At 68.0% G+C, this 18,075-nt stretch carries 16 protein-coding genes; 7 read left to right on the top strand and 9 right to left on the bottom strand.

All coding sequences use genetic code 11. The features are described from left to right. Positions 1-62: 62 nt before the first annotated feature. Positions 63-989: a quinone oxidoreductase family protein gene (locus L324_RS14505; protein WP_081736341.1), complete on the top strand. Its 927-nt coding sequence runs from the start codon at positions 63-65 to the stop codon at positions 987-989. On the opposite strand, the gene L324_RS14500 is transcribed toward L324_RS14505, so the two are convergent. Both L324_RS14500 and L324_RS14495 read right to left on the bottom strand, forming a co-directional pair. Continuing rightward, positions 986-2,935, bottom strand: coding sequence for an ABC transporter ATP-binding protein (locus L324_RS14500; RefSeq protein ID WP_051173909.1), 1,950 nt, complete (start codon positions 2,933-2,935; stop codon positions 986-988). The genes L324_RS14505 and L324_RS14500 overlap by 4 nt on opposite strands. 23 nt (positions 2,936-2,958) lie before the next feature. After that, the gene (locus tag L324_RS14495; RefSeq protein WP_037307345.1) at positions 2,959-3,528 is read right to left on the bottom strand and encodes a TetR/AcrR family transcriptional regulator; all 570 of its coding nucleotides are present in this window, start codon (positions 3,526-3,528) and stop codon (positions 2,959-2,961) included. A gap of 188 nt (positions 3,529-3,716) precedes the next feature. Between L324_RS14495 and L324_RS42365 the strand changes: the two genes are divergently transcribed. Beyond that, positions 3,717-4,049 (top strand): hypothetical protein, encoded by a 333-nt coding sequence (locus tag L324_RS42365; protein ID WP_152546855.1) that lies wholly within the window; start codon positions 3,717-3,719, stop codon positions 4,047-4,049. Between the two features lie 265 nt (positions 4,050-4,314). Further along, on the top strand, positions 4,315-5,091 hold the full coding sequence (locus tag L324_RS14490) for a polysaccharide deacetylase family protein (protein ID WP_037307343.1): 777 nt from the start codon (positions 4,315-4,317) through the stop codon (positions 5,089-5,091). 51 nt (positions 5,092-5,142) lie between these two features. Here L324_RS14490 and L324_RS14485 read toward each other — a convergent pair whose 3' ends face one another. Genes L324_RS14485 through pdhA form a run of 3 tightly spaced genes read right to left on the bottom strand, consistent with a single transcriptional unit; the run spans position 5,143 to position 8,693 of the window. Then, positions 5,143-6,477, bottom strand: coding sequence for a dihydrolipoamide acetyltransferase family protein (locus L324_RS14485; protein WP_037307341.1), 1,335 nt, complete (start codon positions 6,475-6,477; stop codon positions 5,143-5,145). 16 nt (positions 6,478-6,493) lie between these two features. Further along, entirely contained in the window at positions 6,494-7,486 is a 993-nt protein-coding gene (locus L324_RS14480) for an alpha-ketoacid dehydrogenase subunit beta (RefSeq protein WP_037307339.1), read from the bottom strand. Between the two features lies 1 nt (position 7,487). Further along, a complete protein-coding gene (gene pdhA, locus L324_RS14475) occupies positions 7,488-8,693 on the bottom strand; it encodes a pyruvate dehydrogenase (acetyl-transferring) E1 component subunit alpha (RefSeq protein WP_037307337.1) in 1,206 nt (401 codons plus the stop codon). 373 nt (positions 8,694-9,066) lie between these two features. Here pdhA and L324_RS14470 point away from each other — a divergent pair, with 373 nt between their 5' ends. Together L324_RS14470 and L324_RS14465 are read left to right on the top strand one after the other, a co-directional pair. After that, positions 9,067-10,479: a M20/M25/M40 family metallo-hydrolase gene (locus L324_RS14470; protein WP_081736340.1), complete on the top strand. Its 1,413-nt coding sequence runs from the start codon at positions 9,067-9,069 to the stop codon at positions 10,477-10,479. Positions 10,480-10,563: 84 nt separating this feature from the next. Continuing rightward, positions 10,564-11,421, top strand: a complete 858-nt coding sequence (locus tag L324_RS14465; protein ID WP_037307332.1) for an alpha/beta fold hydrolase — start codon at positions 10,564-10,566, stop codon at positions 11,419-11,421. Positions 11,422-11,497: 76 nt separating this feature from the next. Here L324_RS14465 and L324_RS14460 read toward each other — a convergent pair whose 3' ends face one another. Next, positions 11,498-12,496, bottom strand: a complete 999-nt coding sequence (locus tag L324_RS14460) for an ABC transporter substrate-binding protein (RefSeq protein ID WP_037307330.1) — start codon at positions 12,494-12,496, stop codon at positions 11,498-11,500. Positions 12,497-12,609: 113 nt separating this feature from the next. Between L324_RS14460 and L324_RS14455 the strand changes: the two genes are divergently transcribed. After that, positions 12,610-13,593 (top strand): FecCD family ABC transporter permease, encoded by a 984-nt coding sequence (locus L324_RS14455; protein ID WP_037307329.1) that lies wholly within the window; start codon positions 12,610-12,612, stop codon positions 13,591-13,593. Next, positions 13,590-14,594 carry a FecCD family ABC transporter permease gene (locus L324_RS14450; protein WP_037307327.1) on the top strand — a complete coding sequence of 335 codons (1,005 nt, stop codon included), beginning with the start codon at positions 13,590-13,592 and terminating at the stop codon, positions 14,592-14,594. Before L324_RS14455 ends, L324_RS14450 begins: the two co-directional genes overlap by 4 nt. Positions 14,595-14,598: 4 nt before the next feature. On the opposite strand, the gene L324_RS14445 is transcribed toward L324_RS14450, so the two are convergent. Genes L324_RS14445 through L324_RS14435 form a run of 3 tightly spaced genes read right to left on the bottom strand, consistent with a single transcriptional unit; the run spans position 14,599 to position 18,056 of the window. After that, the gene (locus tag L324_RS14445; protein WP_037307325.1) at positions 14,599-15,441 is read right to left on the bottom strand and encodes a transglutaminase family protein; all 843 of its coding nucleotides are present in this window, start codon (positions 15,439-15,441) and stop codon (positions 14,599-14,601) included. Continuing rightward, a complete protein-coding gene (locus tag L324_RS14440; protein WP_037307323.1) occupies positions 15,438-16,385 on the bottom strand; it encodes an alpha-E domain-containing protein in 948 nt (315 codons plus the stop codon). Before L324_RS14440 ends, L324_RS14445 begins: the two co-directional genes overlap by 4 nt. 9 nt (positions 16,386-16,394) lie before the next feature. Beyond that, complete coding sequence (locus L324_RS14435) at positions 16,395-18,056, bottom strand: circularly permuted type 2 ATP-grasp protein (RefSeq protein WP_051173901.1); 1,662 nt, start codon at positions 18,054-18,056, stop codon at positions 16,395-16,397. Between the last annotated feature and the right edge of the window lie 19 nt (positions 18,057-18,075).

Genomic DNA, 18,075 nt, shown 5'->3' with positions numbered 1-18,075 from the left:
TCGGTCCATATAGTACCGGCAGAGAACTTGACCAACGGTCCAGTTAGTCATGGGGTGACGTGATGCGTGCGGTTCTGATGCGGGAGCAGGGTGGCCCGGAAGTACTGAAAGTGGAAGAAGTCCCGGTGCCGGAAAGGAAAACGGGTGAGGTGCTCATCCGTACCGAGGCGATCGGTGTGCCCTACTACGAGATCCAGCAACGGTCCGGGGCGTTGCCCGCCGGAGAGCTGCCCGCCGTGTTCGGGCACGAGGCCGCGGGCACGGTCGCCGAGGCGGACGACGCCGCACTCGTCGGGCGCCGGGTCGTCGCGATGTCGATGGCCGGTGGCGCCTACGCGGAGTTGTTCGTCGCGCCACGCGAAGACACGTTTCCGATCCCGGACGACCTCGACGCGGTAAACGCCGTCGCCGCGGCCGTTCCGGCGTCCATCGCGCTCGCGCTCGTCCGCACCGCGAAGCTCGCGAAGGGTGAGACGGTGCTGATCGAGGCGGGCGGTGGCGCGATCGGCGGTTACCTGGCGCGGTTCGCGGCCGATCAGCGGATCATCGTGACGACCGGCGCCGGAAAGGCCGCGTCGGTCGAGCATTTGAACCCGGATCTGGTCCTCGACCACGACGATCCCGGCTGGCGCGCGAAACTGCCGGACGGGATCGACGTCGTCTTCGCCGCCATCGGCGGGCCGGAAACCACTGAACTGCTCGACAGGATGACGCCCGGCCGAGGCCGGATCCTGGTCTACGGCCTGCTCAGCGGCGCACTGCCGTCGATCACGGCGGCGGACCTCCTGCCCCGCGGACTCACGATGACCGGCTTCGGCGGTATGGGTTTCATCGCGGACGTGCGGGCCGCCCGCCCCCCGGCGCTGGACCGGGTGGCGGGCGGCCTGCGGACGGCGATCGACCGCACCTACCCACTCGACGAAGTGGCCAAGGCCCACCAGCGTGTCGAAAGCCGTGAAGTCAGCGGAAAAGTCGTGCTGCTTCCTTAGCTCACGGCCTCGTCGAGGTACGCGGAGGCCTGCAGGGTGAACAGTTCGGCGTAGCCTGCCTGCGCCGCCATCAGCTCCTCGTGCGTGCCGTACTCGGCGACCTTTCCGTTCTCCAGCAACAGAATCCGCTCGGCCTGTCGGACGGTGGAGAACCGATGCGAGATGTACAGCGTCGTCCGGCCCTCCGAAAGTTCCCGCAGGCGGGAAAAGAGGTCGTGCTCGGCCTGGGCGTCCAGTGCGGACGTCGGTTCGTCGAGGATCAGGATCGGCGCTTCCCGCAGGAACGCCCTGGCCAGCGCGATCTTCTGCCATTCGCCCCCGGAAAGGCTGACGCCCTGGTCGAACCAGCGGCCGAGCGGGCTGTCGTACCCGCTGGGCAGCCGCACGATCCGCTCGTCGGCCCCGGCGCGTTTCGCCGACTCCTCGATCCGCTCGCGGTCGACGAGATGCGTCAGGTCGCCGAGCCCGATGTTCTCGGACGCGGTGCCCTGGTAGGTCACGTAGTCCTGGAACATCGCGCTGATCCGTCGTCGCAGTTCCAGTGGGTCGTACTCACGGATGTCGACGCCGTCGAGCAGGATCCGCCCGCCGGTCGGGTCGTACAGCCGGCACAGCAGTTTGAACAGCGTCGACTTCCCGGCTCCGTTGCGGCCGACGACGGCGACCGTCTCACCAGGCCGGATTTCGAAGCTCACGCCGTCGAGTGCCGGTTCCGGGGCGCCGGGGTAGGTGAAGGACACTTCCTCGAACTCGATATGTCCCTCCACAGTGGACGGAAGAGGGCGCGGTTCCGGCGGCGCGACGATCTCCGGTTTCGTGCCGAGGAAGCGGTACAGCGTGTCGAGGTAGAGATTGTTCTCGTACATCCCGGAAAACGCGGTGAACAGGCCCTGGACCGACGTCTGCACCGAGGCCGCCGCGGCCGTGTACAGCGCGAGATCGCCGAGGGTGAGCCTGCCGCCGACGGCCTCCAGCGCGATGTACAGCGCGATCGCCGATCCGGCGGCGGTGCTCAGCAGCCCCCAAGACGTCGAGCTGATGCTGCGGTTGCGGGTCAGTTTCCGCTGGCGGTCGTAGAAGACCTGGCCGAGCCGCTGGAACCGGTCGACGAAGTACGGGCCGAGGCCGAAGAGCTTGGTCTCCTTGGCATAGGTGTCGGTGGTGACCAAAGAGGACAGGTAGTCCATCCGCCTTTTCAGCGGCGACATCATCAGCGTCAGCCAGAAGGCACGGGCACCGTACTTCGACTGCGAGATGAACGCGGGGATCGGCGCAACCAGCGCGACGAGCGCCAGTAGCGGGCTGATCGAGACGAGCAGCGCGATCATGCTGCCGAAGGTGATCGCCGTCCGGACCAGGCCCAGTGCCGAGTTCATCATCGACAGCGGCCGGGTCGGCGCTTCCTGCGCGGCCTGGCGCAGCATGTCGTAGGACGCCGAGCCCTCGAAGTACGACAGATGCAGTTTGCTCGCGTGGTCCATCACCTGGTGGCGGATGGTCAGGGTCATCCGTTCCTGGAGCAGGGACTGGCCGTACGTGGTCAGCGCCTGCGAGATCGCGGTGAGCACGAGGACACCGAACTGGAACAGCGCGACGCCGACGATCGCACTCTTCGTCCCGTGTCCCTGGATCGCCGCGACCACCGAGTCGATCAGCAGCTTCGCGATGTACGCGGTCGCGGTGGGCAGGAGGCCGGACAGCAGCGTCACCACGGTGATCGTGATGGTGAGGACCGGGCTCGCCTGCCAGGTCAGCTTCGCGACCTTCGGCAGCCCGCGGACCGTGCCGATGACGTTGACCCACATACGGTTGAGCCGTGACTTGAGATCCTTCGGCCCGGTGTCGGGCTCGGGATCCGGGATGTCGACCGGGCCGGTGAGCCCGCTGTCGGGCACCGTCGTCGGTGGACGGCGGCGTCTGCCGCCGCGGGCCAGCAGCAGCTCCATGCCGCCCCCGCCGGGCGGGCCGATCACGCGGCCACCACGGCGCCGTTGAGGAAGACGTCGACGAGTTCCATCGTGGTCGGTTCGTCGCCGTTATCGTCGAACCGCATCCGGCCGCTGAACAGCAACGACAGGAAGAGCGCCGCCAGCTGCGCCGACGGCAGCCGAAGGCGTTTCCGCTCCGGTTCGAACAGTTCGGCCATGGCGTCCCGCATCACGCCCATCGATTCCCGCCGTCGATCCTTGCCCGCGGGTTCGCGGCGGGCCGGGCGGTTGCCGGAACCGTGCATCGCGGCCATCAGCGCGCCCATCCGCTGGAGGTGCGCGCTGAGTGCGTCGGCCGCCTCGACGAGCCTGTCTTCCAGCGGCTGATCGAGGTCGATGACCGCGATCGCGTCGAGCACCTGGTCGGGCTTCAGTGCTTCGGCGAAGCAAGTGGCGAAGAGTTCGTCCTTGTCCTTGAACACGCGGAAGACCGTGCCCTCGCCGATCCCGGCGGCACGGGCGATCTGGGCCGACGTGACACCGGCTCCGTGCTCCACCAGCAACGGCAGCACGGACTGGACGATCATGCGGCGCCTCTCGTCGGCGCTCATCCCCGGCGCTCTCCGCCGGGCGGTGGTTTCAGTCATGTGACCAGTCTGCGGAGTGAGCGCTCACTCCGTCAAGTGGTTAAAGGTCGTGTCGTGCGCGACTTCCTGTCGATAAGCGGAATCGAAAAGCCGTCTGGTACGCCTGGTCCGAATGCGCTACAGTCCATTTCGTACTGGGGAAGGAGTTATCAATGAGGCCGCTCAAGCGCGTGCTCATCGGTGCTGCGACGACGTTGGTCGTCGCATCATCTGCAGTAGTAATGAATGCCTCGCCCGCATTTGCCGAGGTATGGAGTTGTCGGGCCGGGGTCAATAACGACCTGAACGCGGGCTGGGCGGTCTGCGAGCAGGGATTCGGTTACTACCACGTCAATGTCACCTGCAACTCGGCGCATTGGCCCTACTCGAGGACCATTGACGGACCTCGTGTTTACAAGGAGCAAGGATTCCTCGGTCCGGAGTCCACTGTTCGTGGTGAACCGAATGGCTGCCATGTCGTGGACGCGCGCGTCGTGGCCGATTAGTCGATCGACAGGATTCGCTGTTCGGTGAATTCAAATTCGTGAAAAGGAAGCGGCATCGCATTCTGTATTCGCGATGCCGCTTTCCTGTGCTTTACTTTTCCTTGAAGATGCGGGAGATCGCGCCCTGACTGCCGAGTGCGTTGGGTCACATTTTCCTGGAGATCACGCAACGTAGCACCCGTCTGCCTCGTCACTCAATCGTGTAAACGATTGCTTGCTCCATGACTACGGAGAAGGACGGGGGTGCGGAATGCGTGGCGGTGCCATGACGAAGCGACACTGGCGGGTGACGGTCGGCTTGGCGGCGGTGGTGCTCGCCGTGGTGGCGTGTTCGTCACCGAGTCCGGAGGCCCGGCCTGACGAACCCGATCAGCCGAACCCGGCCCCGGGCGCCGCCCCTGGTCCGGCTTTCACCGCGCCTTACCCGTTCGGGACGATCCAGCAGAAAGCGCCGCCACCGGTGGACGGCGCCGTCCAGGTCGTCCGGCGCATCGCCACCGACAAGCCCTTCGTGTTCATCACGATGGACGACGGCGCGGTCAAGGATCCGGAAGCGCTGCGGCTCATCAAGGAGTCCGGCACCCATCCGGTGCTGTTCCTGAACCAGAAGTACGTGAAGGGGCACGAGGCCTACTTCAAGGCCATCCTCGACGCGGCCGGCGCGACGCTCGGCGACCACACCGTGAACCACCCGAACCTCAAGGGCAAGCCGTTCGAGTTCCAGCGCAAGGAGATCTGCGACGACGCGGACGACTTCCAGGCCGAGTTCGGGATGCGGCCGGTGCTGTTCCGCCCGCCGTTCGGCAACTACGACGCGAACACGCTGCGCGCGGCCTCCGCGTGCGGGATGCGGGTCGCGGTGCTGTGGTCCGCGGCGGTCAACGACGGACATGTGCAGTTCCAGGTCGGTGACAAGCTGCGTCCGGGGGACATCGTGCTGATGCACTTCCGCAAGACGTTCCCCCAGGACTACACCGCGTTCCTGGAGCAGGCCAAGAAGGACGGCCTCACACCCGTACCGCTGGCCGACTTCCTCGGCTGAGTCTCGTGAGTGGTAATGACGGTTCTAACCGTCATTACCACTCACGAGCGGTCAGTAGGTGATCGCGACCGCCGGGTCGGCCAGCAGCGCGCCGACGTCGGCCAGGAACTCCGAACCCTGCTGCCCGTCGACCACGCGGTGGTCGAAGCTCAGCGAAAGCTGGAGCACCTTGCGCACCTTGATCTCGCCGTCGACCACCCACGGGGTGTCCTTGATCGCGCCGAGGCACAGGATCGCGGACTCGCCGGGGTTGATGATCGGCGTACCGGTGTCGACGCCGAAGACGCCGACGTTGGTGATGGTGATCGTCCCGCCGAGCATGGCCGCCGGGGTCGTCTTGCCCTCGCGGGCGACGTCCGTCAGCTCGGTGAGCGCGATCGCGAGTTCCTTCAGCGACATCGAGTCCGCGTCACGGACCTTGGGCACGACGAGCCCGCGCGGGGTGGCCGCGGCGATCCCGAGGTGGACGTAGTCCTTGTAGACGATCTCCTGTGCCGCCTCGTCCCACACCGCGTTGACGTCCGGAGTGCGCTTGGCCGCCAGGCAGACGGCCTTCGCCGCGAACGTCAGCGGGGTGACCTTGACCCCGGCGAACTCCCGCGACTTCTTGAGCTTCTCCCGGAATTCCATCATCGGCGTGACGTCGACGGTGAGGAACTCCGTGACATGCGGGGCGGTGTAGGCGCTCTGCACCATCGCGGCCGCGGTGGCCTTGCGGACACCCTTGACCGGCACCCGGCGTTCCCGCGTCGCGGGGTCGTAGCCACTGTCCACAACGGACTGGACAGGGGCGGCCGTCGCCGAACCGTTGGCGGCGGCCTGGACGTCGTCCCTGGTGATCACGCCGCCGTCGGCGGTGCCGGTGAGCGCGTGCAGGTCGACGCCGAGGTCCTTGGCGAGCTTGCGCACCGGCGGTTTCGCCAGCGGCACGTACCCGCCCTTGGGCTTGGCGGGAGCGGGTGCCGGAGCCGCCGCCGCCGGAGCGGCCGGGGCAGTCGGGGCGGCGGCGGGTGCCGCGCCCTTCCGGGCCCGGCGGTGCGTGACGACCGCCTTGGAGCCGTAGCCGACCAGCGGCTTCATCTCCTCCTCGGCCGGTTCCTCTTCCTTCGAGGGGGCAGCCGCCGGAGCCGCTTTGCCGTCGGGGTCGACGTCGATGGTGAGGATCGGCGCGCCGACCTCCACCGTCTGACCCGGTTCGACGAGCAGTTCGGTGACCACGCCCGCCCACGGGATGGGCAGTTCGACGGCGGCCTTCGCGGTCTCGACCTCGACCACGATCTGGTTCACCGTCACGGTGTCACCCGGTTTGACCTGCCAGGCGATGATGTCGGCCTCGGTCAGCCCCTCCGCCGTGTCGGCCAGGGGGAAGTGTTTGTATTCGGGCATTTCGGAGACGTCCCCCTTACCAGGCGAGTGAGCGGTCGACGGTGTGCAGCACCCGGTCCAGGTCGGGGAGGTAATGCTCCTCGAGCTTGGCAGGCGGGTACGGCGTGTCGAATCCGGTCACCCGCAGCACGGGGGCTTCGAGTGAGTAGAAGCATTCCTGCTGCACGCGTGCGGCGATCTCCGAGGTCAGTGACGTCTCCGACGGCGCCTCGCTCAGCGCGATGAGCCGTCCGGTCTTGCACACCGACTCGAACACCGGGTCCAGGTCCAGCGGGGACAGCGTCCGCAGGTCGATGACCTCGAGCGATTTGCCCTCGTCCTCGGCGGCGGTGGCCGCGTCGAGCGCGACCTTCACCGAAGGGCCGTACGCGACGACGGTGGCCGTCGTGCCTTCGCGGACGACGCGGGACTTGAACAGCGCGTCCGGTGTGCCCTCCGTGTCGACCTCCGCCTTCATCGCGCCGGAGTGGTACAGCTTCTTCGGCTCGAAGAACAGGATCGGGTCGTCGGATTTGATGGCCTGCTGGATCATCCAGTAGGCGTCGACGGCGTTCGAGCACGAGACGACCTTGAGGCCGGGGATGTGCGAGAACAGCGACTCCGGCGACTCCGAGTGGTGCTCGACCGCGCCGATGCCGCCGCCGAACGGCACCCGGATCACGATGGGCATCTTGACCTTGCCCTGTGTCCGGTAGTGCAGCTTCGCCACCTGGCTCACGATCTGGTCGAAGCCGGGGAAGATGAAGCCCTCGAACTGGATCTCGCACACCGGGCGGAAACCGCGGACGGCCAGGCCGACCGCGGTACCGATGATGCCCGACTCGGCGAGCGGCGTGTCCAGCACGCGCTGCTCGCCGAAGTCCTTCTGCAGGCCGTCGGTGATGCGGAAGACGCCGCCGAGCTTGCCGACGTCCTCACCCATGATCAGGACCTTGGGGTCCTCTTCCATCGCGCGCCGGAGGCCGAGGTTGATCGCCTTGCCGATGGTGAGTTTCTGGAGGTCGCTCATTTCAGTGCTCACCCGCCCCGACGAAACCATCCAAATAGGACAGATACTGTTCGCGCTGCGCGTCCAGCATCGGCGTGGACTCGGCGTAGACGTTCTTGAAGATCCGCTCGGGTGGCGGTTCGGGCATGTTGAAGCAGTACTCGCGCAGCTCGGCCGCGAACGCGTCCGAATCGGCCTGCACCTGGTCGAAGAACGCCTGGTCGGCGCCGCCACCGCGGGCGAGGTACGCCCGGACGCGCTCGATCGGGTCCTTCAGCTTCCACTCCTCCAGCTCGTCGGAGAGCCGGTAGCGGGTGGGGTCGTCGGTGGTGGTGTGCGCGTCCATCCGGTAGGTGAACGCCTCGATCAGCACAGGGCCGTTGCCGTGACGGCATTCCTCCAGCGCCCAGCGGGAGACCGCGAGGCAGGCGAGGACGTCGTTGCCGTCCACGCGGATGCCGGGGAAGCCGTAACCGCGGGCGCGCTGGTAGAGCGGCAGCCGCGACTGGCGTTCGGTGGGCTCCGAGATCGCCCACTGGTTGTTCTGGCAGAAGAACACGAGCGGCGCGTCGTAGACGGCGGCCCAGACGAAGCCTTCGTGCACGTCGCCCTGCGAAGTCGCTCCGTCACCGAAGTAGCAGATGGTGGCTTCGCCGTTGTCGTCGCCGACCTTGCCTTCGAACTTCTGGCCCATCGCGTAACCGGCGGCGTTGAGCACCTGGTTGCCGATCACGATGGTGTAGGGGTGGAAGCCGTGGGCCTTGTAGTCCCAGCCGCTGTGGTCGGTGCAGCGGAAGATGCCGAGCACCTCTTTGAGGTCGACGCCGCGGGCGTACGCGACACCGTGCTCGCGGTAGCTGGGGAACGCCATGTCCCGTTTCTGCAGCGCACGGCCGGAGCCGATCTGCGCGGCTTCCTGGCCGAGCAGCGGGACCCAGATGCCGAGCTGGCCCTGGCGCTGCATCGCGTTGGCCTCGCGGTCCGCGCGGCGGACCAGGACCATGTCGCGATAGAGGCTCTTGAGGGCTTCCGCGTCGATGTCGTCGACGTACCGGTCGAATCGCGGCGAGGAGACCCGTTCGCCTTCGGGGGTGAGCAGCTGAGTCAGCTCAGCGCCACCTTCGCTCGTTGCTCGCAAACCGGCGATCACCTGTTCGGGGGACGGTTGGGCCGCTACCGCGGCGGGGCCGTCTCCAGGCTCCGGGTGCGTCCAGTGTTCGGACGGCATGCGCTGTTCTCCTTGATGTCGGCGCCTCTGGCGGCCACTTGTGGCGGCCACAGTGACTGCGCCGGCGGGGACCAGCGCGTCGGATCTGAAGCGCTGGGTCACCATCGGCGTTGACGGTTCGTGCGCACATCCTGGCATGCCGGACGCCGGTTTGGTCAGTGGCGGTTGCTGATTTGTTGCTGAGAAAGGGTGTCTGATCAGGGAAAATGCTAGGAAGCCCGAGTGTGGGGCCGCCGAAAGTAGGTGATTCACCCGCGGGCCGACCAGCGGACGGCGCGCACCGACGGGTGTAGCGCCCACCTTGATCGATGACGATGCGTGCCCGCCATTGTGACCCATCACACGCTCCCTTGCCCGTGGCAGGATGGCGGACGTGGAGCAGAAATCCGTACGCGAAACCGTGGTTTCGAACTGGGCGCACGACGTCCTTCCCAGCCTGTCCGGCCTGGTGGCGATCCCCGCCTTGTCGCCGGCCTTCGACTCCGAGTGGGCGAAGAGCGGTCATCTGGCCGCCGCCGTCGAGCACGTCCGTGCCTGGATCGCCGCCCGGGAGATCCCCGGCGCGACGCTCGAGGTCGTGGAACTCGAAGGCCGCAGCCCGCTGCTGGTCGTCGACATCCCGGCGACGTCCGAAGCGGCCGACAAGGGCACCGTGCTGATGTACGGGCACCTCGACAAGCAGCCCCCGGTCGGCGGCTGGTCCGAGGGGCTCGACCCGTGGACGCCGGTGATCCGTGACGGCAGGCTGTACGGCCGCGGCGCCGTCGACGATGGTTACTCCGGCTACGCGGCGACGACGGCGATCGAGGCCGTGCGCGCCGCCGGTGGCGAGCACTCCCGCGCGGTCGTGCTGCTCGAAACCGGTGAAGAGTCCGGTAGCCCGGATCTGCCGGCGTACGTCGAGCACCTGAAGGAGCGGCTCGGCGCTGTCTCGCTGGTCGTCTGCCTCGACGCGGGCGGCACGGACTACGAGCGCCTGTGGCTGACCACCAGCCTGCGCGGGATGCTGCACGTCAACGTCACCGTCCGGGTGCTCGAATCGGCACAGCACTCCGGCATGGCCAGCGGCATCGTGGCGAGTTCGTTCCGCGTGCTGCGCGTTCTGCTCGACCGGATCGAGAACGCGGAGACCGGCGAGATCAAGCTCGCCGAACTGAGCGTCGACATCCCGGAGAACCGCGTCGACGAGGCTCGCGGCGTCGTCGAGATCGCGCCCGGCGCGGCGAAGACGCTCTTCCCGGTGGTCGGCCGGACGGTGTCCGACGACGACCTCGAACTGCTGCTCAACAACTCGTGGCGGCCGACGCTTTCGGTGATCGGCGCGGAGGGCTTCCCGCTCCCTGCCGACGCGGGCAACGTGCTGCGCGACAGCACCACGCTCACGCTGAGCTTCCGGCTTCCGCCGACGGCCGACGCGAAGGCCGCGATGGAGGCGGTCCGCCGCGTCCTCACCACCGACGTGCCGTATGACGCTTCGGTCGAACTCGGCGACTTCCAGGCCGAGAACGGCTGGAACGCGCCGGACACCGCGCCGTGGCTCGACGAGGCCCTGCACCGCGTGAGCGGCGAGGTCTTCGGCGCGCCGCACAAGAGCTACGGCATGGGCGGGTCGATCCCGTTCATGGGCCTGCTCGGCGAGAAGTACCCGGCCGCGCAGTTCGTGGTCACCGGCGCCTGCGGCCCGGACTCGAACATCCACGTGCCGGACGAGTGGTTGAACATCGACTTCGCGCAGCGGGTCACCGAGGCGGTCGCGCACATCCTGGACGCGCACGCGCGTAGCTGATCTCCCCGCTCACGCTGCGATGAAAGGTCCTTTCCTTGCAAAATTTGCCAGGAAAGGACCTTTCATGGCGCGTACGGGAGGATCATGTTCGAGGGTTTCGAGCTTGAGAACGTCGACGTCGGCGAAGCGACCTTAAGAGTCCGTCACGGTGGTTCGGGACCGCCTCTCGTCCTTCTGCACGGACATCCGCGTACGCACACCACCTGGTACGACGTCGCGCCCCGGCTCGCGGACGCGTTCACCGTCGTCTGCCCGGATCTCCCCGGCTACGGCCAGTCTTCGAAACCCGAGACCACCGAAGACCACTCCGCGCATTCGAAGCGCGCCATGGCCCGGCACATCGTCGCGCTCATGCGGCACCTCGGCCACGAACGGTTCGCCGTCGCCGGACACGATCGCGGCAGCGCCGTCGCCTACCGGCTGGCCTTCGATCACCCGGAAGCCGTCACGAAGCTGGCCATCCTCGACGGCATCCCGATCGGCGAGCATCTTTCCCGCGCGGACGCGAAATTCGCGCAGGCCTGGTGGCACTGGTTCTTCTTCGGCCAGCTCGCGAAACCCGCCGAACGCGTGATCAACGCCGACCCGGACGCTTGGTACGGCGGCGATCCCGAGGCGATGGGCGCCGAGAACCACGCCGACTTCCTGCGCGCGATCCACGATCCCGAAACCGTCCACGCCATGCTCGAGGACTACCGAGCCGGTCTCGGGCCTGACCGCGCGGCCGACGACGCCGACAAGGCGGCCGGGAACAAGATCGCGTGTCCGGTGCTGGTCCTGTGGTCCAGCCTCGACGATCTCGGCGAACTGTACGGCGACCCGGTCGCGGTGTGGCGCGACTGGGCCGAGGACGTGCGCGGCTTCGCCATCGAGTCCGGGCACCACATGGCCGAGGACAACCCGGCCGACCTCGCGGCGGCGTTGCGCGAGTTCCTGAGCTGAAGGGCCCTTTCCCCGCATGCGATGCGAGGAAAGCGCCCTTCACCGCGTGAGATGAGGGGAAAGGGCCCTTCAGCTCCTACGCGAACTTGTTCAGTGCCGCGGTCAGTTCCGTCAGCTGCGGCGTGAAGCGCTGGTACGAGAACGGCGTCTCGTTGTTCCACGGGATCAGCTTCCCCGCCTTCACCGCGGGCAGCTGGGTCCAGGTCGGCACGCCGCCGAGCCCGTCGGGACCGAGCGAGAGCGAACCACCGCGGTTGTCGTACATGATCACGTCGGCGGGGTACTTGCCGATGTTCTCCCAGCTGATCTGCTGGTAGTACCCGCCCTGGCTCTCGTCCGGCGCCTCCGGCGTGACGAAGTCCAGGCCCTTGCTCCGGTAGTGCTTCGAGGTCGCGAACTTCGGCGCGTTCGAGACGTAGACGGCGTCCTTCTGCGCCGACACCAGCAGGATCTTCAGTCCGGCGGCCTTCTTGGCCGCCTCGGCGAGCGCGGCGTCAGCCTTCTCGTACTCCTCCTTCGCGGCCTTGATCGCGGGAGTTTCCGTGTCGGCGCCAAGCGCCTTCGCGAGCGAGATGAACTTCGCGATCCCCTCGGGCATCGAGATGTCCTGCAGCCGGATCCCGACACTCGGCGCGGCCTTGTCGATCTTCTCCGTCTGCGTGTCCGGGACGTACCACATCTGTTCCTTGAGGTACATCACGCTGATCAGCAGCTGCGGGTTCAGCGCGACGAACTTGTCGAAGTTGAACTCGTTCCACACGTTCCCGAGCGAGGTCACGGAGTTCAGGTCGACGCCGCCCGCCTGCGGGTCCGGCTTGCCGTCGGCGAACTTCGACGGGCCGAAGATCCCGACCGACTTCACGCCCAGATCCCACAGCGCCGCGGCGGCGGTCACCTGCGCGACGATCCGGGTCGGCCGCTCACCTTCGAGTTCGCGGCCGCGGTCGTCGGTGTAGGACCACGTCGTGCCGCCCCCGGACGCGGGTTTCTCCTCCTGGTAGCCGCAGGCGGTCAGGAGGCCGGTCGCGCCGAGCGCCGCGGTGCCGGCGAGAAAGCCGCGTCGAGAGAGGTGCATGGAGATCTTCTTTCGCCGTCGAACCGGATTCGTAGTTAGGCTAGCCTTCGCTTACTCTGAACGCCATGGTCCAGGTCACGGAGCGCGTCAGATCACCCAGGACCAGCGTTTCCGTGAGAACGCTGGTCCTCACCGGGTCGCTCATCGCGCTCGCCGCGGTCATCCTGCTGTCGATCGGCTTCGGCTCGAACCGCCTTTCCCTCGGCGAAGTCCTCCACGCCCTCTTCGCTTACGACGGCCGCTACACCGACGTCGTCGTCCGGGACGATCGCCTGCCCCGGACGGTGCTGGGCCTGCTCGTCGGGATGGCGCTCGGGCTGGCGGGCTCGCTGATGCAGGCGATCACCCGCAATCCGGTCGCGGAACCCGGCCTGCTCGGCATCAACCACGGCGCCGCCGTCGCGATCGTGCTCGGTTCGGCGGTGTTCTCGGTGACGTCGCCCGACGAATACGTCTGGTTCGCCTTCGCCGGAGCGCTGGCGGGCACCGCGCTGGTCTCGGTGATCGGCGGGACGCGGGGCGCCACCAGTCCGCTGCGGCTGGTGCTGGCCGGTGTCGCGATCCAGGCGGTGTTCGTCGGGATCAACCAGGGCATGCAGATGATCAACACGCACAATCTGCAGGCCATGCGGTTCTGGCTGGTCGGCTCGCTGGTCAACCGGGACCTCGGCGCCCTCTCCGTCCTGCTTCCCTTCTTCGTCGCGGGGGTGGTGATCGCGGTCGTCCTGGCCCGCGCGCTGAACGCGCTGGCACTCGGCGAAGACACCGCCCGCGGTCTCGGCGCGAATCCGGCGCTCGTCCGGGTCGCCGGGATGGTCGCCGTCGGGCTGCTGTCGGCGGCGGCGACCGCGGCCTGCGGGCCGATCGCCTTCGTCGGGCTGATGATCCCGCACGTCGTCCGGTCGCTGATCGGCCAGGACGAACGCTGGGTGATGCTGCTTTCGGCACTGCTCGGGCCGGTACTGCTGCTCGGTTGCGATGTCCTCGGACGGTTGCTCGGCTCACCGGGCGAGATCCAGGTCGGCGTGATGACCGACGTCGTCGGCGGCATCGCGTTCGTGATCGTGGCCCGGCGACTGAAGGCGGTGCGCCGATGACCTCGCTCGTCCGTCGCGAGTCCGGTTTGGACAGTCGATCGCTGACCGTCGTCGCCGCACTGGCCCTGGCGACCCTGGCCCTCGTCGTGCTTTCGGTCGGTACCGGCGACTACGAGATGAGCCCCGGCGAAGTGCTCGCGACCCTGGCGGGCCAGGGGACGAAGGCGCAGTACCTGGTCGTCATGGGGCGGCTTCCCCGGGTGCTGGTGGCGATCCTCGTCGGCGCCGCGCTGGCGCTGGCGGGCGCGATCTTCCAGACGGTGACCCGGAATCCGCTGGGCAGCCCGGACATCATCGGGTTCACCACGGGGTCGGCGACCGGCGGTATCGCGACACTGCTGATCTTCGGTTCCGCTCCCGGCGTCGTCTCGCTCGGCGCGCTGGCGGGCGGACTGCTGACGGCGGCCGTCGTGATGGCGCTGTGCGCGCCGCACGGACTGCTGAGTTCGCGGCTGGTGCTGCTCGGCATCGCGGTCAGCGCGGTACTGGTCGGCGTGAACTCGTACCTGCTGGTGAAGGCGAACCTCGAAGCCGCCGCGCAGGCTGTCGGCTGGCTGGTCGGTGACCTCGCCGGACGCGACTGGACCTACTTCGTGCCGCTGGCGATCGCGATGGCGGTGTTCGTCCCGATCGTGTTCGCGAACGGCCGCGCGCTGCGCATGCTGGAGATGGGCGACGACACCGCCATCGGGATCGGCGTCGACGTCCCCCGCGTGCGGCGGACCCTGGTGCTGGTGGCCGTGGCGCTGGTCGCCGCCGCCACCGCGGCGACCGGGCCGCTCCCGTTCATCGCCCTCGCCGCACCGCAACTGGCGCGCCGGATGACGCGCCTGCCGGGGCCGAACCTGGTGGCGTCGGCCTTCGTCGGGGCGGCCCTGGTCGTCGCGGCGGACTATCTCGGCCAGCGCCTGCTGGAGTCGTCATTGCTGCCGGCGGGCGTCGTCGCGGCGGCCCTCGGCGGCGCCTACCTGCTCTGGCTGTTGCTCCGGCGACGGGCCTGACGGGTCAGGTCAGCCGGGTCAGCTGCACCGAAACGTCCAAAGTGGACTGACCGCCGCCGGTGAAGATGCCCTTGAGCGGCGCGACGTCGGCGTAGTCCCGGCCGTAGGCGACCCAGACGTGCCGTGTCCCGACCGGGATCGCGTTCGTCGGGTCGTAGGCCCACCAGCCGCCGGTCCAGACGTCGACCCAGGCGTGGCTCTCGCCTTCGACCGTCTCGCCGAGCTTCGCCTCCGGTTTCGTGTGCAGGTACCCGGAGACGTACCGCGCCGGGACGCCGATCGCTCGCAGCATCACCAGTGTCACATGCGCGAAGTCCTGGCAAACCCCTTCGCGTGCGCGCCAGGCGTCGGTCGCCGTGCTGTGCACGCCGGTCGTCCCCGGCTGGTACTTCAGCTGCTTGTTGACCCACTCGCAGATCGCGAGCACGGCCTCCGCCGGGTCAAGCCCCTTCCGCAGTTCGCGCGCGACCTTCGTCAGCTCCGGATCACGCGGCGTGTACGGGGTCGGCGTCAGGTACTCGGTGCGGTGGTCGATGACGGTCTCGGCGCGCAGGTCCTTCCACGACGCCGAGCGGATCGGCTCGCTTTCGTCGGCGGTCTCGACCACCGACGTCGCGAGCACGGTGAACTCGGTGTGCGGCGCGTGAAGGTCGAACGAGGTCACGACGGTGCCCCAGTAATCGGTGTACCGGTAGGCACGGGTCGCCGGTGTCGTCTCGACCCGGTTCACGACCGTGGTCTGCCGCCGGTCGGACCGCGGGGTCAGCCGCGCCTCGTTGTACGACTGCGTGGCGGGTGTCGCGTACCGGTAGCCCGTCCGGTGAGCCACCCGAAGTTGCCAGGTCACAGCGAAACCTCCGCACCGCTCCAGGCCACCCACGGCGACGAATGGAAGAACTGCACCGAAACCGCGTCGCCGATGTCCTTGATCGACGTCTGCAGGCTGCCGAGCCGTTTCGGCAGATCCTCCAGCAGATCCGACGGCCGCAGGAATTCCAGCTCGCTGCGGGCGCGGCCGAGCTGCCGCAACGCCTCCGACTTCTCGTTGGTGCGCGAGTTGACCCCGGGATCCAGTTGCTCCAGGCATTCCTCGGCCTGGCGCAGCGCGTGGAACACCGAACGCGGGAACAGCGTGTCCCGCAACAGGAACTGCACGACACGGGCGGCGTCGAGCGCGCCGCGGTAGGTCCGCAGGTAGGTGTCCTGCGCGCCCGCCGACCGGAGCACCGTGATCCAGCCCGGCGACGACGCGCTGTCCTGCACCCGCGAAAGCAGCAGCCGCACCACCATGTCCGCGCGCTCGACCGACCGGCCGAGCACCATGAACAGCCAGCCGTCGTCCCGGCTCATCGTCGAATCCGCGAGCCCGGCGAACATCGCCGCCCGTTCCTCCACAAAGGACAGGAACGCGTGCGGGCCGGCGCGGCGCGCGTACCGCTGCCTGTCCGGCACCGCGTTCCACGTCGCGTTCAGGCATTCCCACAGTTCGGTCGAGACGACCTCGCGGGCGCCGCGGGTGTTCTCGCGGGCGGAGTTGATCGAACCGACGATCGACGCCGGGTTGTCCTTGGCGTAGGCGACCAGTTCGGTCAGCTTCCACACGTCGAGCGAGTCCATGCCCTCCGGCGAGATGCCGAGGACGGCGAGCAGCTGACGGCTCGCGTGGTCCGGGTCGACGCTGGCGTCTTCGAGCAGCTGGTGCACGGAGACGTTGAGGATCCGGGAGGTGTCGTCGGCACGTTCGACGTACCGGCCGATCCAGTACAGCGATTCCGCGTTGCGGGCCAGCACGGTGCCTCCCTATGCCTGTTGCTGCTGTTGTTGCTGGGTAGTGGTCAGCTCTGGCCCCTGTTCGGCGACCAGACCGTCCACTTGGGACAGTGCGCCGAGCGCGGGCCGTTCCAGCTCCCGCTCCGCCGTCGAGGATCGCGGCGCCAGTACCCAGGTGTCCTTCGAGCCGCCACCCTGCGACGAGTTGACCACCAGGCTGCCTTCCGGGAGCGCGACCCTGGTCAGTCCGCCCGGCAGCACGAAGATGTCCTTGCCGTCGTTGACCGCGAACGGCCGCAGGTCGACGTGCCGCGGCGCCAGCCGATCATCCACTTTGGAGGGAGCGGTGGACAACTGGACCACGGGCTGCGCGATCCAGCCGCGTTTGTGCGCGCGGACCTTCCGTTTCAGCGCGGCCAGTTCGGCGGGCGTCGCATCCGGCCCGAAGACGATGCCGTAGCCGCCGGAGCCTTCGACCGGCTTGACGACCAGCTCTTCCATATGGCTCATCACGTGGTCGAACTCGTCCGGCAGCCAGCACCGGAAGGTGTCCACGTTGGGCAGGAGCGGCTTCTCGTTGAGGTAGTACTTCACCATCTCGGGCACGTAGGTGTAGACGAGTTTGTCGTCGCCGACGCCGTTGCCGACCGCGTTCGCGATCACCACGTTGCCCGCGCGGGCCGCGTTGAGGATCCCGGCCACCCCGAGCACCGAATCCGGCCGGTAGTGCACCGGGTCGAGGAATTCGTCGTCGATCCGCCGGTAGATGACGTCGACCTGCTGTTCGCCCTCGGTGGTGCGCAGGTAGACGACGTTGTCACGGCAGAACATGTCGCGGCCTTCGACCAGTTCGACACCCATCAGCCGGGCCAGCAGCGAATGCTCGAAGTACGCGGAGTTGTGCACCCCCGGGGTGAGCACGACGACCATCGGGTCGGCGACGTTCGCCGCGGCCGCCGCCCGCAGCGCCCGCAGCAGATGGGAGGCGTAGTCGCCGACCGGGCGGACCCGGTGCTGAGCGAACAGGTCCGGGAACACGCGCGCCATCGTGCGGCGGTTCTCCATCACGTACGACACACCGGACGGATTGCGGAGGTTGTCCTCCAGGACCCGGAACGTGCCCTCCTCGTCGCGCACCAGGTCCACTCCGGACACGTGGATGCGGACGCCGTTGGGCGGGTTGATCCCGAACGCCTCGCGCTGGAAATGCTCGCACGAGGTGATCAGCCGTCGCGGGAGAACACCTTCACGCAGGATCTGCCGGTCGCCGTAGATGTCGGCCAGGAAGGCCTCCAGCGCGCGGACCCGTTGTGCCACACCGCGTTCGAGTTTGCTCCATTCGGCGGAAGTGATCACGCGCGGCACCAGGTCCAGCGGGAACGGGCGTTCCTGGCCGGACAGCGAGAACGTGATGCCCTGATCCACCATGGCCCGGTCGATCGCCGCCGATCGGGACGAAAGATCCGTGGACGTCAGCGCGGAGATCGACTCGTACAAGGCCCGGTACGGCTGGCGGACCGTGCCGTCGGCGGTGAACATCTCGTCGTACGCCCCCGCGTGCGGTCTCGACGGCGAGAGATAACCGTCGAACTGCGCTCCGGGTTTCGCCGCCCGCCGCGCCGAAGTCGTCGTCCGCGGACGGCGGCCCGACGGCGGAAGGCGCGGCGCCGAGTTGTTGTTCATGGTCGCCATACTCGCTCACCCTGCCATG

It is taken from the genome of Amycolatopsis orientalis DSM 40040 = KCTC 9412, from assembly GCF_000478275.1.
Lineage (GTDB): Bacteria > Actinomycetota > Actinomycetes > Mycobacteriales > Pseudonocardiaceae > Amycolatopsis > Amycolatopsis orientalis.
This window is presented reverse-complemented; position numbering and strand designations above follow the sequence as displayed.